General features: G+C 65.3%; 11 protein-coding genes and 1 pseudogene. 5 read left to right on the plus strand and 7 right to left on the minus strand.

Features of this window, described 5'->3' with window-relative positions; all coding sequences use genetic code 11:
- Nucleotides 1-178: 178 nt before the first annotated feature.
- Nucleotides 179-1,108 (minus strand): siderophore-interacting protein, encoded by a 930-nt coding sequence (locus ACNFHO_RS14570; protein ID WP_416766726.1) that lies wholly within the window; start codon nucleotides 1,106-1,108, stop codon nucleotides 179-181.
- A 138-nt stretch (nucleotides 1,109-1,246) separates the two neighbouring features.
- On the opposite strand from ACNFHO_RS14570, the gene ACNFHO_RS14575 reads away from it, so the two are divergent.
- Nucleotides 1,247-2,869 (plus strand): twin-arginine translocation signal domain-containing protein, encoded by a 1,623-nt coding sequence (locus ACNFHO_RS14575; RefSeq protein ID WP_416766727.1) that lies wholly within the window; start codon nucleotides 1,247-1,249, stop codon nucleotides 2,867-2,869.
- An 87-nt stretch (nucleotides 2,870-2,956) separates the two neighbouring features.
- On the opposite strand, the gene ACNFHO_RS14580 is transcribed toward ACNFHO_RS14575, so the two are convergent.
- Genes ACNFHO_RS14580 through ACNFHO_RS14590 form a run of 3 tightly spaced genes read right to left on the minus strand, consistent with a single transcriptional unit; the run spans nucleotide 2,957 to nucleotide 7,498 of the window.
- On the minus strand, nucleotides 2,957-4,351 hold the full coding sequence (locus ACNFHO_RS14580) for an efflux transporter outer membrane subunit (RefSeq protein WP_416766728.1): 1,395 nt from the start codon (nucleotides 4,349-4,351) through the stop codon (nucleotides 2,957-2,959).
- Nucleotides 4,352-4,354: 3 nt separating this feature from the next.
- Nucleotides 4,355-6,319: a MacB family efflux pump subunit gene (locus ACNFHO_RS14585; protein WP_416766729.1), complete on the minus strand. Its 1,965-nt coding sequence runs from the start codon at nucleotides 6,317-6,319 to the stop codon at nucleotides 4,355-4,357.
- Nucleotides 6,320-7,498 (minus strand): efflux RND transporter periplasmic adaptor subunit, encoded by a 1,179-nt coding sequence (locus ACNFHO_RS14590; RefSeq protein ID WP_416766730.1) that lies wholly within the window; start codon nucleotides 7,496-7,498, stop codon nucleotides 6,320-6,322.
- Between the two features lie 211 nt (nucleotides 7,499-7,709).
- Between ACNFHO_RS14590 and ACNFHO_RS14595 the strand changes: the two genes are divergently transcribed.
- From ACNFHO_RS14595 to ACNFHO_RS14605, 3 genes are all read left to right on the plus strand, one after another.
- A complete protein-coding gene (locus ACNFHO_RS14595) occupies nucleotides 7,710-8,186 on the plus strand; it encodes a sigma-70 family RNA polymerase sigma factor (protein WP_416766796.1) in 477 nt (158 codons plus the stop codon).
- Between the two features lie 153 nt (nucleotides 8,187-8,339).
- On the plus strand, nucleotides 8,340-8,825 hold the full coding sequence (locus ACNFHO_RS14600; RefSeq protein WP_063544062.1) for a response regulator: 486 nt from the start codon (nucleotides 8,340-8,342) through the stop codon (nucleotides 8,823-8,825).
- A gap of 54 nt (nucleotides 8,826-8,879) precedes the next feature.
- Nucleotides 8,880-10,190, plus strand: a complete 1,311-nt coding sequence (locus ACNFHO_RS14605; RefSeq protein ID WP_151924087.1) for an MFS transporter — start codon at nucleotides 8,880-8,882, stop codon at nucleotides 10,188-10,190.
- A 55-nt stretch (nucleotides 10,191-10,245) separates the two neighbouring features.
- Here ACNFHO_RS14605 and ACNFHO_RS14610 read toward each other — a convergent pair whose 3' ends face one another.
- From ACNFHO_RS14610 to ACNFHO_RS14620, 3 genes and pseudogenes are all read right to left on the minus strand, one after another.
- Nucleotides 10,246-11,013: a methyl-accepting chemotaxis protein gene (locus ACNFHO_RS14610; RefSeq protein WP_414155782.1), complete on the minus strand. Its 768-nt coding sequence runs from the start codon at nucleotides 11,011-11,013 to the stop codon at nucleotides 10,246-10,248.
- A 135-nt stretch (nucleotides 11,014-11,148) separates the two neighbouring features.
- Nucleotides 11,149-12,186, minus strand: a pseudogene (locus tag ACNFHO_RS14615) (cache domain-containing protein); the annotation flags it as partial.
- Between the two features lie 215 nt (nucleotides 12,187-12,401).
- Nucleotides 12,402-12,575: a PA1571 family protein gene (locus tag ACNFHO_RS14620; RefSeq protein ID WP_176717846.1), complete on the minus strand. Its 174-nt coding sequence runs from the start codon at nucleotides 12,573-12,575 to the stop codon at nucleotides 12,402-12,404.
- Between the two features lie 242 nt (nucleotides 12,576-12,817).
- On the opposite strand from ACNFHO_RS14620, the gene ACNFHO_RS14625 reads away from it, so the two are divergent.
- Complete coding sequence (locus ACNFHO_RS14625; RefSeq protein ID WP_416766731.1) at nucleotides 12,818-14,587, plus strand: ABC transporter transmembrane domain-containing protein; 1,770 nt, start codon at nucleotides 12,818-12,820, stop codon at nucleotides 14,585-14,587.
- Nucleotides 14,588-14,589: the final 2 nt, after the last annotated feature.

Here is a 14,589-nt window from a genome sequence, read left to right on the forward strand (position 1 = left end):
GCAGAGGGGTTTTTTGTGTCGTTTGTGCGGGTGCTGGAGACCGGATTCGGTCGTTAACGGCGGAGCGACGGCGGAATCCGCTGTCATGACATCGATTTACAGATGTGCGACAGCGGTTTTGGTGGGTGGGCCCGGAAATAGGGCGGGTGCGATCCTGGTCGTCGCTATTCGGTCGCCGCTATTCCAGGGTGCGTCCGGCCCGCCAGTAGCCCATCAGCGTCAGGCTGTCGCGTGCCAGGCCGCGCTCTTTGATCAGGTAGCGGCGGATCTCCATCACCGTCGCTGACTCGCCGGCGATCCAGGCGTGAAAGGCGGCGGCCTGGTCGCTGGCCAGCTCCCAGAGGCGCTGGTCGATGTCGACCTCCTCGGGCTCGGCGTTGCGGGGCGCTGTCGCGTTCGGCAGCGTGGCAAGTTCGTGTATCGCGTGCAGCATGCCTTGGCCGTGATCGCAGGCCAGCACGTCGCGGGGCAGCCAGTGCACCCGGGTGGCCGGGCCATGGCGCAGATCAAGGCAGTCGAGTTCCAGGGGAACCTCGATAAAGGCTTCGACCGCCAGGTGCGGGCGGTTGTCGGCCAACTGTTCGAGCGCCCCGGCGATCGCCGGTAGCGCGGTCTCGTCGCCTACCAGCAGAATCTGCCGTGCCTCGCGTGGGGGCTTCCACTCATAACCGCCGGGGTCGCCGTCATAGGCGAGGTTCGGTGCAACCATCTGCAGCCGATCACCGGGACGCGCATGGGTCGCCCAGGCCGAGGCGGGGCCATTGATCCCATGCAGGACGAAATCCACCTCCACCTCCCGCTGCGCGCGTCGCAGGGCGCGCAGCGTGTAGGTGCGCATGGGGGGCGTCTGCTCCGGTGGCAGGTCGCGGCGTGCCTGCTGCCATTTCTCGTGCTGGGGGAGTCGTGGCGGCTGGCCGTCAGGGGAGGGGAAGAACAGCTTGATGCGCTGGTCCGGCGCCAGTGTGGTCATCTGCCCGATGTCTTCGCCGGTGAAGACGAAGCGACACAGCGAAGGGCTCAAAGGCACGATGGTCTTGAGTTCGACATCGAAGATCCGGTAGGCGCTGGCGCGATGCGGGCGTATCAGGCGCGACAGGAAGGAGGTCATCGGCAGCCTCTGCTGGCAAGGAGTCTTCTGAAGGAACGAGCGCCAGCGGCGGTGAATTAGACCCGGTAAATTTTGCCCGCCAGCGTACGTTCTAGCTTGGATAGAAGCCGCAGCATGGCTGGAACGGATAGAGGCGCAATGACCATTTCCCGACGAGGATTCATCGCAGGCCTGGCAGTGGCGGGGGCCGCGGGTACCGCCGCCTACTATGCGCACAAGGAGCTGACCCACGACCCTGAAGACGACATCGTCACCCCGGGCGAGGCCAGCGTCGAGCTTGCCGACCTTGCCGGGCAACTGCTGGCCGACCATTTGCGCGGTGTCTGGGATATCCGTTTCGAAGGCGCCGATGGCGGCCTTGAAGGCCTGCCGCGCGAGGGGGTCGAAGTGTTCTTCGACGTCGCCACCAAAGGCCGTGGCCTGCGCGGTTTCGTCGATACCGGCGAGCGCCTGCGGGCTGATGGGCCCGCCGCCTACCGGGTGCTGGGCGATCTGGTCGGCGCGTCGTCTGCCCAGGTGCGTTGGCGCCTGCTCAGTGAGAAAGGCGGGCCGGGCTATGAGTGCGTGGCCAGCCTCGACGAGGTGTGGGGCGAGTTCGCCAACGCTGGCAGCGGCACCCTCAGCGGCCGCTTGCAGCGCCTGGATCGGCCCTTGACCTTGCCGGTGGCGGACAGCCGTTTCGTTGCCGTCAAGCGCCTGTTCCCAGAGGCGCGTGAGCGCCTGCCCTATACCCCGGCCATGCAGGCCTGGGTCATCAGCCCCGAGCACCGTCTGTTCCACCAGCTCTGGCATGCGACCCGCGATCAGTGGCACAAGATTCCCGAAGACAAGCGCAATGCGTTGCGCGGCCTGGGCTGGCAGCCAGGGCCGCGGGACCGCGAACGCGATGCCCGCGGGCCGCGCAAGCACCGCAATGGTTCGGGCGTGGACTTTCTGTTCATGCACCGGCACATGCTCGATGCTGCACGCGCCCTGCAGGACCTGCCCTCCTGGCAGCGCTTTCCGCTGCCGCAGCCCAATGTCGAGTTCGACCGGCAGGGTTTTGCCCGCTATTACGACAATCACGACGGCTGCAGCGTGCCGCCGCCCTGGCAAGCGCCGGGCGACGACGAGTATGGCCAATGGGTGTCGGCGATCAAGGCCGGGGAGACCTTCTGCAGCAATTTCCAGGTCTGGGAATCGCAGTACCAGGACCCGCAGTACCTGTCGAAGCTGAGCCTGGGCACCTTCGGTTCGGAAGTGGAAATGAACCTGCACGACTGGCTGCACATGTGCTGGGCCTCGGTCCCCCGGGACCCGTCCAACAGTGCACCGGTGCCCTTTGCGCGCGACCCGTCGGATTTCGCCGGTCGCTGGTTCGGCCGCGAGAACGACTTCCTGGGTGATCCGTTTTCCTCCCACGTACACCCGGTGTTCTGGGGTTTCCACGGCTGGATCGACGACCGGATCGAAGACTGGTATCGCGCCCATGAGCGCTATCACCCGGGCCAGGTGCGGCGTCTGGAGGTCAATGGCGTGAAGTGGTTCGCGCCGGGCCCTTGGGTGGAAGTCGCAGACCCTTGGCTGGGGCCGGACACGCATGGGTGCAGCACCACGCCGGGGATTCGTCCGGGCAAGACGGTGGAGATGGATGTCGAGGTGATGAAGCTTGCGCTGCGTATCACCTTCGGCGAAGAGGACGGCATTGCCGACCTGCTGCGGCGGGTGCCGCGTCGGCCTTGGTACGCGCGTAACCTGTCGATGAAAAATATTCTTTCCTGAGTAACACCGAGTCGTGCTTTTCGCGGGCAAGTCGCTGGGGCGTTTCCCCGCTGCGACTTGCCCGCGAAGAAGACAACCCGCGCCTTCTCAAAGCCTCCACCCTCCGCCCAACGCCTTGTACAGCGCCACGCTCCCCTGCAACCTGGCCAGGCGCAGTTGCGCCTGCTGGTCTTCAGCCAGGTACAGGGTGCGCTGGGTTTCCAGTACCGTCAGCAAGGTCTCGGCCCCCGAGGCATAGCGCTGTTCGGCCAGGCTGAAGGCGATGCGCGCCTGTTCCACTTCCTGATCCTGCCACTGGCGTTGCCGGTCGACGCCGTCGATCGCATTGAGCGCCTTCTCCACATCGGCAAAGCCTGCCACGATCTGGGCGCGATAATTTTCCAGCAACTCTTCCTGGCGCGCCTTGGCCTGGTCGCGTTCGGCGCCGCGTCGGCCACGGTCGAAGATGGGCGCGGTGAGGGCGGTGGTGAGGGTATAGAAGGGGCTGTCGAGGACGTTGGCGAAGGTCCGGGCGCCACTGCCCAAGTCGGCGCCCAGTACCACGCGCGGCAGCATGGCGGCCCTGGCGACCTGCACGTCGGCGCTGGCCGCCGCCAGGCGTGCCTCGGCGGCGGCGATGTCCGGGCGGCGACTGAGCAGTGCGCTGGGTACGCCGCTGCCGATGCCTGGCCAGTTCAGTGCACTGATCGACTCCTGGCTGGTGCCCAGGCTCTGCACCGGATCACCGAGCAGGGTGGCGAGTGTGACGCGGTTGTCCTGCCACTGTTGCTCCAGCAACGGCACCTGGCGCTCCTGGGCGGCGACCAGGCCGCGTTGCTGGGCCAGTTCCAGGCGGGTCGCCGAACCCGAGCGTTCACGGGCTTCGACCAGGCGCAGGACATTGCGCGCGTTGTCCAGGTTGAGCCGGGCGATACGCCGCTGCTCTTGCAGTGCAAGCCCTTGCAGGTAGCTGTCGGCGACAGCGCTGAACAAGGTGAGCTCGACCGTCTGGCGGTCGAATTGGCTGGCGTCGAGGTTGCGCAATGCACTGTCGCGGGCGGCGCGCAGGCCGCCCCAGAAATCGATTTCGTAACTGGCGCTCAGGCGCGTGGCAAAGGCGGTACTGGTGCGTTCGCTGCTGGTGGCGTCGAGCTGGTCGTTACCGTCGCCGCGCAGCAGGCGTTGGCGGCTGCCGTCCACCCCGAACTGCAGTTCGGGCAACAACGGCGCTCCGGCGATCACGGCGCGCGCCTGGGCCTGGCGCACCCGTGCGGCAGCGGCCGCCAGGTCGTGGCTGTTGCTGCGGGCGCGCTCGATCAGGCGATCCAGTTCGCGGCTGGCGAACGCCTGCCACCAGGCGCTGTCCGGCAGCGCCTGATGGGTGTCGGTGGTTCCTTGCCAGAAGGGCGGTGGCGTGATGTCGGCCTGCGGCGGCGGTGTGCTGTTGCAGGCGGCGAGGCAGAGGCTCAGGGTCAGCAGGCTGATGCGGCTTGGCAATGTCATGGGCTACACGCTGGTAAGGGCTTTGACCGGGTCGAGTCGGGCGGCTTTGCGCGCCGGCATGAAGCCGAACACGACACCGGTGATCACGGCGCAGGCAAAGGCGCCGAGGATGGCGGGCAGGGCGAAGGCCACGGCGATATCGGCCAGCAGCAGCGCGCCGCCGATGGCCAGGGCCAGGGCGATGCCGGTCACGCCGCCGACCATCGACAGCATCACCGCCTCGGTGAGGAACTGGCGCAGGATGTCGCGCTGGCGAGCGCCGGTGGCCATGCGGATACCGATCTCGCGGGTACGTTCACGCACGGTCATGAGCATGATGTTCATCACCCCGATGCCGCCGACCAACAGCGAGATGGCGGCAATCGCGCCGAGCATCAGCGACAGGCTGTTCTGGGTGCGCGCCTCGGCCTGGATCAGCGCCGCGTCGTTGGTCAGGTCGAAATCCTGCTTGCCATGATGACGTTTGCGCATCAGGTGGGCGATGGCCGCTTCGGTCTCCGAGACCCGGCTGGAGTCGGCAGCGGTGATGATCACGTATTCGGGATCGTGCTTGCCGAACAGGCGCATGGAGGCGGCCGAGTAGGGCACCACGATGCGCTCGTCGCTGTCCTGGTTGCCGGAGCTTGCGCCTTTGGCCGCGAGCACGCCGACGATCTGGAAGGGCACGTTCTCGATCAGCAGGTACTGGCCCAGCGGATTGCTGCCGGGGGGCAGAAGCTTTTCCTTGACCTTCTGGCCGATCACCGCCACGGCGGCGCCGCTGCGCTCGTCGGCGTCGGTGAACAGGCTGCCTTCGACCACCGGCCAGTTGAGGATGTGCGGGAATTCGGTGTTGTTGCCTCCCACGTAGAACGACTGGTTGTTGTTGCCGTGGCGAACCATCAGCTCGCCACCGATCACCGGCATGATGCGCTGCACCTGGGGCAAGCCGGCGATGGCGGCTACGTCGTCGAGGGAGACCAGGCCCGCCGCTTCGCGGGCGGTGGCGTGCTTGCCGCTCAGGTAGAGGATGTTGGAGCCGAAGGCGGCCATCTGCGCCATCACCTGGCGCTTGCTGCCTTCGCCGACGGCGAGCATCACCACCACCGAGGCCACGCCGATAACGATGCCGAGTAGGGTCAGGGCAGTGCGGAAGCGGTTGATCCACATGACCCGCCAGGCGGCCTGCAGCGATTCGACCAACTCGCCTTTCCAGGCGCCGCGCAGGCTGGCGCCGCGGTCCAGACGCTGGCGCAGATCATCCGCCTGCAAGCCAGGTGTGGGCGCAGCGGGCGAGCGATCGGCGGCCGAGTCGCTGATGATCGCACCGTCGCGGATCTCGATGATCCGCCGCGCCCGCGCCGCCACCTCACGGTCGTGGGTGATGAGGATGATCACGTGACCTTGGCTGGCCAGCTCGTCCAGCAGGGTCATGACCTCGGCGCCGCTGTGGCTGTCGAGGGCGCCGGTGGGTTCGTCGGCGAGAATGATGTGGCCGCCATTCATCAGTGCCCGGGCGATCGATACCCGTTGCTGCTGGCCCCCGGACAACTGGTGCGGGCGGTTGCCGGTGCGGCTGGCCAGGCCCAGGCGTTCGAGCAGCGCGGCGGCGCGAGCATGGCGTTCGGCTGCAGGGGTACCGGCGTAGATCGCCGGCATCTCGACGTTCTCCTGGGCCGAGCCTGAGGGAATCAGGTGATAGCCCTGGAACACGAAACCGAAGGCCTCGCGGCGCAGCCAGGCCAGTTCGTCGCTGTCGAGTTTGGCGACGTCACGGCCAGCGAAGCGATAGCTGCCTCGGGAGGGGCGGTCGAGGCAGCCCAGGATGTTCATCAGGGTGGATTTGCCGGACCCGGAGGCGCCGACGATGGCGACGAACTCGCCAGGCTGGATGCTCAGGCTGATACCACGCAGCACCTGGACCTCGGGCGAGTCGATGCCGCCGTAGACCTTGTGGATGTCATCGAGCTCGATCAGCGGTGCGTTCATTCAGCCTCCGCTGGCGCGTGGTGCGCCGATGACCAGTTGCTCGCCTTCGCTCAGGCCGTCGAGGATCTGTACCCGCAGGCGATCGCTCAGGCCGGTGCGTACCTGGCGCTGTTCGACCTTGCCGTTACGGTTCAGGACCTGCGCCAGGCGCATGCCCTCGGTGGGCGCGTCGTCCAGCGCCGCCAGCGGCGCGGTGAGCACTTGGCTGGCCTGGCCTGCGACGAAGAACACCTGGGTGGTCATCTCGGCCATCAGGGCGCCGTCAGGGTTTTCCACGTCGAGCAGTACCGTGTACTGCACCACCTTGCTGCCGGTGGTGCCGCTGCTGGCGCTGGCCGGGCTGCCGCCGCCCTGGCTGGTCTGGTCGAGCGGCTTGGGTGGGATCGGCAGGATCTGGCGCACGGTGCTGGTCCAGCGGCGTTTGCCACCGGCCAGTGTCGTGAAGTAGGCGTTCATGCCAGGCTTGACCTGGCCAATGTCGGCCTCCGAAACCTGGGCCCAGACGGTCATCGGCGACAGGCGGGCAATGCGCAGGATCAGCGGGGTCTGCTGCTGGGCGTTGAGGGTCTGGCCCTCGCGCGCGTCCACCGCCACCACGGTGCCGTCCATCGGTGCGTAGATCCGCGTATAGCCGAGTTCTGCCTCGTCGCTGCGCAGACTGGCCTGGGCCTGGCGGATCTGCGCCTGGTACATGTCGATACGTGCCTGGGTCACCTTGAGCTGCGCCTGGGCCTGCTGGACATCCTCCTGACGGGTCGCGCCGGCGCTGGCCAGTTCGTGCTGGCGCTGAAACTGCTGTTGGGCCAGCAGGTACTGGGCACGCTGTTCGGCAAGCTGGGCCTTGAGGTTCTCGATCGAGTAGCGGCCGGCGTCCAGGCGCGCCTGTTGAGTGGAGGGGTCGATCTCCACCAGCAGTTGGCCCTTGCGCACTTCATCGCCGACTTCCACGTGCAGTTTGCGGATCTGCCCGGAGGCCTGGGCGCCGACATCCACGTAGCGACGGGGCTGCAGGGTGCCAAGGGCGGTGACGCTGCTTTCGATGTCGCCGCGGGTGACCTGCACGGTGCTGACCGGCAGAGTGCTGAACGGCAGGGCTTTCCAGGCCAGCAGGCTGCCCAGCGCGATCAGGCCCAGGCCGCCGAGAACGACGCGGCGACGGAGTGTGGATGTACGTCTCATGCAGACTTCCAGCCAGGGATGAAGGGCGTGTCGCGCCTTTCAGGGCACGCACGGAGGTCACAGTTAGACGAACGCTGGGGAAATGGATTTAGCCGCAGGTGAGAGGGTGTGTTGCTGAGAATGGTTGTAATTTGTAAGATGACACGCTGATATCACTGATGCGTATTTTCAATCGCATTGACGTTGCCCAACGGGAGAGGCAAGGGCCGTGGTGGAACATTACTATCGCGAACTGGTGAGTTTCCTCTCCTCGCGGCTGGGCAGCCGGCACGCGGCAGAAGATGTTGCCCATGACGCCTGCCTGCGCCTGCTCGAGCGCGGCGGTCACCCGCCGATCGAGCGACCCCGTTCCTTCCTCTATCGCACTGCGCTGAACCTGGTGATCGACCGGCACCGACGTCAGTCGGTGCGTCAGTCCGAGCCGCTTGAAGTGCTGGACAGCGACGAGCGCTGGCACAGTCCGGCACCGTCCCAACTGCTGCACCTCGATGAGCGCCTGGAGATGGTTCGGCGCGCACTGGACGAGTTGAGTGCGCCGTGCCGCGAGAGCTTCCTGCTGCGCAAGCTCGAGGGTCTGTCGCATCCGCAGATCGCCGAGCACCTCGGGGTTTCGCAGAGCGTGGTGGAAAAGCACATCGTCAATGCCATGAAGCACTGTCGCTTGCGCATGCGTCAGTGGGAGCAGTGAAAAGCGCGTGAAACAGGGGTGAAAAATCCCTGTGCAGCGCCTTGATTTATCGTCGGTTCCCGACAACTATCAAGACAGAGACCCGTCATTGCCCGCACAGGCGCAGCAAGGCCAGGCAGTGTCTCTGACCACCTTGCCGCCAGGGTCCGGACCATGCCGAACAAGTCCATGCGTATCCTCATCGCCGACGAGCATCCCGCTCAGCGCCTGCAGCTGGAACGCATGCTCAATGGCCTGGGCTATTACCGGATCGCCCCGGTTGAAAACTTCGAAGACCTGCAGCGCCTGGTGCAGAGCGCGTTGCACCCGTTCCAGCTGTTGGTGGGCAATATCGAACTGGGCAGCCATGCCGGCGTCGATCTGGCCCGCTTCTGCCGCGTCAGCCCGCAGATCCAGCATGTGCTGCTGTACCACTCCCAGCATCTGAAAGTGCCGAACGTCGCGCAGAGCGAACGCCAGTCGGTCAGTGTCAGCCTGCCCAAGGTGCCCGATAGCGAGGCACTGGAATCGTTCATGGCGATCATCGACACCCCGCAGTTGCTGGGGCAGGTTGCGCTGCCGTCGGCGCTGGCTGGCGGCGCAGGCTGCTCCTGGCGGCGGATGAACTTCTCGCACACCGCCTTCAGCCGTTCCAGCTGAGACGCATCGGCTTTTGCTATCCTCTTGCCCTTTGCCGATCTGCGGAACCCAGAAATGACTGCCATCGATACCGCCCGCGCGCCTCGTTTCAGCCGCGGCGATCACCGTACCCTGGGCCTTGCGGCCCTTGGCGGCGCGCTGGAGATCTACGATTTCATCATCTTCGTGTTCTTCGCCCTGACCCTGAGCCAGCTGTTCTTCCCGCCACAGATGCCGGAGTGGCTGCGCCTGCTGCAGAGCTTCGGGATCTTCGTCACCGGCTACCTGGCACGCCCTCTGGGCGGCATCCTCATGGCGCACTTCGCGGACCATCTTGGGCGCAAGCGCGTGTTCAGCCTGAGCATCCTGATGATGGCCCTGCCGTGCCTGCTGATCGGAGTCATGCCGACCTATGCCGACATCGGCTACGCCGCTCCTCTGCTGCTGCTGGCCCTGCGTATCCTGCAGGGTGCTGCGGTCGGCGGCGAGGTGCCCAGCGCCTGGACCTTCGTGGCCGAGCACGCACCGCCTGGGCGTCGCGGCTACGCCCTGGGCTTCCTGCAGGCGGGGCTGACCTTCGGTTACCTGCTTGGCGCGCTGGTAGCCACCTTGCTGGCGCGGCTCTACACCCCACAGGAAATCCTCGACTTCGCCTGGCGCTATCCCTTCCTGCTCGGTGGGGTGTTCGGCGTGTTCGGTGTCTGGCTGCGCCGTTGGCTGAGCGAGACGCCAGTGTTTCTTGCCTTGCGTGAGCGGCAGGCCCCGCCCGTGGCATTTCCGCTGCGCACGGTGCTCACCGGCCACCGCGCTTCGCTGATCCCGGCCGCGTTGCTGACGTGCGTGTTGACCTCTGCGGTGGTGGTGCTGGTGGTGATCACCCCGACGGTCATGCAGCAGCGCTTCGGGATCGACGCCGGGCATACCTTCGCGCTCAGCAGTGTGGGTATCGTCTTTCTCAATATCGGTTGCGTACTGGCGGGGCTGCTGGTCGACCGCATCGGCGCCTGGCGCGCGGTGACGATCTACAGCCTGTTGCTGCCGCTGGGGATCGGCGTGCTGTATGCCAGCCTGGTAGGGCAGTGGGGCTGGACCTGGGCGGCCTATGCGTTAGCCGGGTTATCGTGTGGCGTGGTGGGGGTGGTGCCATCGGTGATGGTCGGGCTGTTCCCGGCGCAGATCCGGGTGTCGGGGATTTCCTTCACCTACAACCTGGCCTATGCCCTTTGGGCGAGCACCACGCCCTTGGCACTGATTGCGCTGATGCCGTGGAGCCCCTGGGTGTGCGTCGGGTTCTGCCTGATCATGGGTGTGGTCGGGGCCTTGACCAGTGTCTTCTACGCCCAGGCCACGCCCCTGTGTGCCGAGGAGCGTGCGGTCGGTTGTTGAGTGTGCAGGCGCGCGGCACGCGTCGGGGCGCCGAATCGGCGCCCCACAAGGAGGGTCAGGACTTGAAGCGCCCGACCAGGCCGTTCAATTCTTCCGATAGCTGCGACAGCCTGCCCGAGTCCGATTGCGCCGAGCTGGCCAGGCCTTCCACCAGCCTTGCCTCGTCGTAGATCTGCTGGATGTGCCGGTTGATCTCTTCGGCCACGCTGTGCTGCTCCTCGGCAGCCGCCGAGATCTGCAGGTTCTGATCGCGGATCTCGTTCACCGACAGCTGGATACCCTCGAAGCTGTCCCGCGCACGTGCGATCGACGACACGCTGGCCCGCGACAGGTCCAGGCAGCTTTCCATCTTCTGCGACACCTCCTGGGTCTTGTTGCCCAGGGTGTTGAGCAATTGGTCGATCTCGCCGGTGGAATCGGCGGTACGCTTGGCCAGCGCCCGCACTTCATCGGCGACCACGGCGAAACCGCGGCCCTGGTCACCGGCACGGGCGGCCTCGATCGCTGCGTTCAGTGCCAGCAGGTTGGTTTGCTCGGCGATGGCGCGGATGGTGCCGAGGATCTGGTTGATGTTGCGGCTGCCTTCCTCGAGCTCGATCATCGCCTGCGACGACTCGCTCAGACGGCTACCCAGGCGATTGACGTTGTCGGTGGTCAACTCGATCTGCTGCTTGCCCTCGGCGACGCGGTGATGGCCGTTCTCTGCGGCGTCGGCTGCGCTGCTGCAGGACCGCGCGACCTCGTTGGCGGTGGCGACCATCTCGTTGAAGGCGGTGGACACCAGTTCCACGGCTTCACGCTGGCGCCCTGCGGCTTCGTTCATGTTGCCGGCCAGTTCGCTGTTGGCCCGCGATGCCTCGTGCAGGTTGCCCGAGGCGGCGCCGATGTGCTGGATGAGTTGGCGGATCGCCGCGAGGAACTTGTTGAACCAGCCGGCCAGCTCGGCGGTTTCGTCCTTGCCCTGGATGACCAGGTCCTGGCGCAGGTCGCCTTCGCCCTGGGCGATCTGCTGCAAGCCCGTGCTGACCTGGCCGATAGGCTTGACGATGACCCGCGAGAACGCGGCTGCAACAAGGGCGAAGACCAGTGCCAGCACCAGCACGATGACGGCGGTGAGGTAGGTCATGTGGGTGGCCGCGCCCATCACTTCGCTGTACTCGATCAGGCCGACGAAGCGCCAGCCCAGGTCAGGCGAGGTCCAGACATTGGCCATGTAGCGCACACCATCGATCACCACCTCGGTGGATCCTTGCTCGGTGGCTGCCAGTTGTGCGTAGGGCTCGCCAAGGTCCTTCAGTTGCTTGAAGCCATGGCTGGCATCACGTGGATCAACCAGTACGGTGCCGTTCTCGATCAGCATCACGTAGCCGCTCTTGCCCAGCTTGATGCTCTTGACCAGCTCGGTGAGGTTCTTCAGCGACACGCTGACCACGAACACCCCCTTGGGCTTGCCGCTGGCATCGTTGAGCGTGCGCGCGGTGCCGACCAGGGCGACGTCGTCCTTGTCGTAGTAGTAGGCGGCGGTGCGCACGGTCTTGCCTGGGGTGGCCATGGCAGCCTTGTACCAGGGGCGTGCGCGTGGATCGTAGCTGGCCAGTTTCGGATCATCCGGCCATTTGGCGTAGGTGCCATCTTCGAGGCCGATGGAGATGATGGCGGCCGCAGGATGAGTGGCGCCGTAACGGGCAAAGGCGTCGATGACCTGTTGGGTGGCTGCAGGCAGGGGGTGGCTGGCAGCGTCGGCAGAAGTGTAATCCTTGAGTGTACCCACTGATGTGTATACAGGATCCGTCGCCATTTGTTCTACGTTCTGCAGCGTGCCGTCGAAGAACTGCCGCATGTTGCCGTCGATCTGACGAATTTCGCGGGTACTCCCGTCGAGGAACTGATCCACCGCCTCTGCACGGATGTTCACCACGGAAATCACACCGACCAGGGCCACCGGGATGAAAGCCACCAATACGAACGCAAGCACCAGCTTATTTTTTATCTTCATCGGGACGAACCATTCGTGGGAGTGAAAAGCAGGGGGCCATTCGCACGCGTGATGGCTAACTGCTATTTATCCTGTTTCGGCGCGTCGCGGTGAAATCTTTAGCGCATATTTCGTGTACAAAAAAATAAATGATTGTTTTGGATTCTCGGGCCTGCCCAGGGCGCGGAAACGAAAAACCCGGCGCAAGCGCCGGGTTGTAAGGGATTCATGGCTTTTCAAGCCTTGCGGACTTTCTCCACCCGGCTCTCCTCGAGTTCCTTGCAGGCCTTCTGGATCATCTGCTCGGTGATCGGAACCTCACGACCCTGGGCATCGATGATCGAGCCACACACCTGCGGCTTCGGGGGCTGGGCGTTTTTCACGGTGTCGCTGCTATGTTGCAAGCTCATTTCCTGTCTCCTCATCAGGTTGCAAGCTCAGGGTAACCACTCGCCGTGACTGACCTGTGACAGCTCCTTCGGTATCACGACAGGCACAGTGCAACAGAAAGTGCAGTAAAGCTCCAGTGACAGGTTAGATCGATAAGCTATAGCCACTGGCCCTACCGAACTGCGACCCCGCGGCGGTTGCAGGCGTTCCACTCGGGCAGATGAATGGTAGTCTGCAGGTTTCCCGCTCACCGGTCCGCGCCATGTCCGATCCGCTTTCCTCCCGCCAGCGCCGCGCCTTGGGGCTGGCCTGGCAATTCGTGCGTCCCTATCGCCGACAGGCCATGCTGGCCTTGCTGGCGCTGATCGTCACGGCAGCCATCACCCTGTCCATGGGCCAGGGTATTCGCCTGCTGGTGGATCAGGGGTTCATGACCGGTTCTGCGCACCAGCTCAACCAGACGATTGCGCTGTTCATGGTGCTGGTGCTGGCCTTGGCGGTTGGAACCTTCAGCCGCTTCTACCTGGTGTCGTGGATTGGCGAGCGTTGCGTCGCCGATATCCGCCGTGCGGTGTTCGATCACTTGATCAGCCTGCATCCGGGGTTCTTCGAGGATAACCGCAGCTCGGAGATCCAGTCGCGGCTGACGGCTGATACCACGCTGCTGCAATCGGTGATCGGCTCGTCGCTGTCGATGTTCCTGCGTAATGCGCTGATGGTGCTGGGCGGGGTGGTGTTGCTGTTCGTCACCAATCCCAAGTTGACCAGTATCGTAGTGCTGGCGCTGCCGCTGGTGCTGTCGCCGATCCTGCTGTTCGGCCGCCGGGTGCGCAGCCTGTCACGCCAGAGCCAGGACAGGGTCGCTGACGTCGGCAGCTACGTCGCCGAGACGTTGGGACAGATCAAGACCGTGCAGGCCTACAACCACCAGGCCCATGATCGCCAGTTGTTCACCGATACCGTCGAGGCGGCTTTCGATGTGGCGCGCCGGCGCATTGCCCAGCGGGCCTGGTTGATCACCGTGGTGATCGTTCTGGTCCTGGGCGCCGTGGCCGTGATGCTCTGGGTCGGCGGCATGGATGTGATTGCCGGCCGCATCTCCGGGGGCGAGCTGGCCGCGTTCGTGTTCTACAGCCTGATCGTGGGCAGCGCGGTGGGCACCTTGAGCGAAGTGATCGGTGAGTTGCAGCGGGCTGCCGGGGCCGCCGAGCGTATTGCCGAGTTGCTCGCGGCAAGCAGCGCGATCGTACCGCCGTCGCAGCCGTCGACACTGCCCGGCGCACGGGCCCGCGGGCAGATCGAGTTGCGCGATGTGCACTTCGCTTATCCGTCACGCCCGTCGGTGGCTGCCATCGATGGCCTGAGCCTGGTCATAGCACCTGGGCAGACCGTGGCGTTGGTGGGGCCATCGGGGGCGGGCAAGTCGACGCTGTTCGACCTGCTGCTGCGTTTTCACGATCCACAGTCCGGTAGCATTCTGCTCGATGGACAGCCGATTGCAGCGCTAGACCCCGACGACCTGCGTCGCCAGTTCGCCCTGGTGGCGCAGAACCCTGCGCTGTTTCGCGGCACGGTCGAGGCCAATATCCGCTACGGAAGGCCGCAGGCGAGTGCTGCCCAGGTCGAGGCGGCGGCGCGCAGTGCCCATGCTCACGAATTCATCCAGCAATTGCCCCAGGGCTACCAGACGCCGCTGGGCGAGGGTGGTGTCGGCCTGTCGGGTGGTCAGCGCCAGCGCCTGGCGATTGCCCGGGCGCTGCTGGTGGATGCGCCGGTGCTGTTGCTCGATGAGGCCACCAGCGCGCTCGACGCGCAGAGCGAGCACCTGATCCAGCAGGCCTTGCCGCAGTTGATGGCCGGGCGTACTACCTTGGTGATCGCCCACAGGCTGGCGACCGTGCAGCATGCCGATCGCATTGCGGTGATCGACCAGGGTAGGGTGGTTGCTGTCGGCAGTCATCGCCAACTGGTCGAGGAAAACCCACTCTATGCCAGGTTGGCGGCGCTGCAATTCGCTGCAGGCAGCGCCTGAAT

This window comes from Pseudomonas sp. NY15374, from assembly GCF_048068255.1.
GTDB lineage: Bacteria > Pseudomonadota > Gammaproteobacteria > Pseudomonadales > Pseudomonadaceae > Aquipseudomonas > Aquipseudomonas machongensis.

Coding starts and splice junctions, on each gene's coding strand:
- ACNFHO_RS14570 (WP_416766726.1), bottom strand. CDS start 1,108: ATGACCTCCTTCCTGTCGCGCCTGATACGCCCGCATCGCGCCAGCGCC.
- ACNFHO_RS14575 (WP_416766727.1), top strand. CDS start 1,247: ATGACCATTTCCCGACGAGGATTCATCGCAGGCCTGGCAGTGGCGGGG.
- ACNFHO_RS14580 (WP_416766728.1), bottom strand. CDS start 4,351: ATGACATTGCCAAGCCGCATCAGCCTGCTGACCCTGAGCCTCTGCCTC.
- ACNFHO_RS14585 (WP_416766729.1), bottom strand. CDS start 6,319: ATGAACGCACCGCTGATCGAGCTCGATGACATCCACAAGGTCTACGGC.
- ACNFHO_RS14590 (WP_416766730.1), bottom strand. CDS start 7,498: ATGAGACGTACATCCACACTCCGTCGCCGCGTCGTTCTCGGCGGCCTG.
- ACNFHO_RS14600 (WP_063544062.1), top strand. CDS start 8,340: ATGCCGAACAAGTCCATGCGTATCCTCATCGCCGACGAGCATCCCGCT.
- ACNFHO_RS14605 (WP_151924087.1), top strand. CDS start 8,880: ATGACTGCCATCGATACCGCCCGCGCGCCTCGTTTCAGCCGCGGCGAT.
- ACNFHO_RS14610 (WP_414155782.1), bottom strand. CDS start 11,013: ATGAACGAAGCCGCAGGGCGCCAGCGTGAAGCCGTGGAACTGGTGTCC.
- ACNFHO_RS14620 (WP_176717846.1), bottom strand. CDS start 12,575: ATGAGCTTGCAACATAGCAGCGACACCGTGAAAAACGCCCAGCCCCCG.
- ACNFHO_RS14625 (WP_416766731.1), top strand. CDS start 12,818: ATGTCCGATCCGCTTTCCTCCCGCCAGCGCCGCGCCTTGGGGCTGGCC.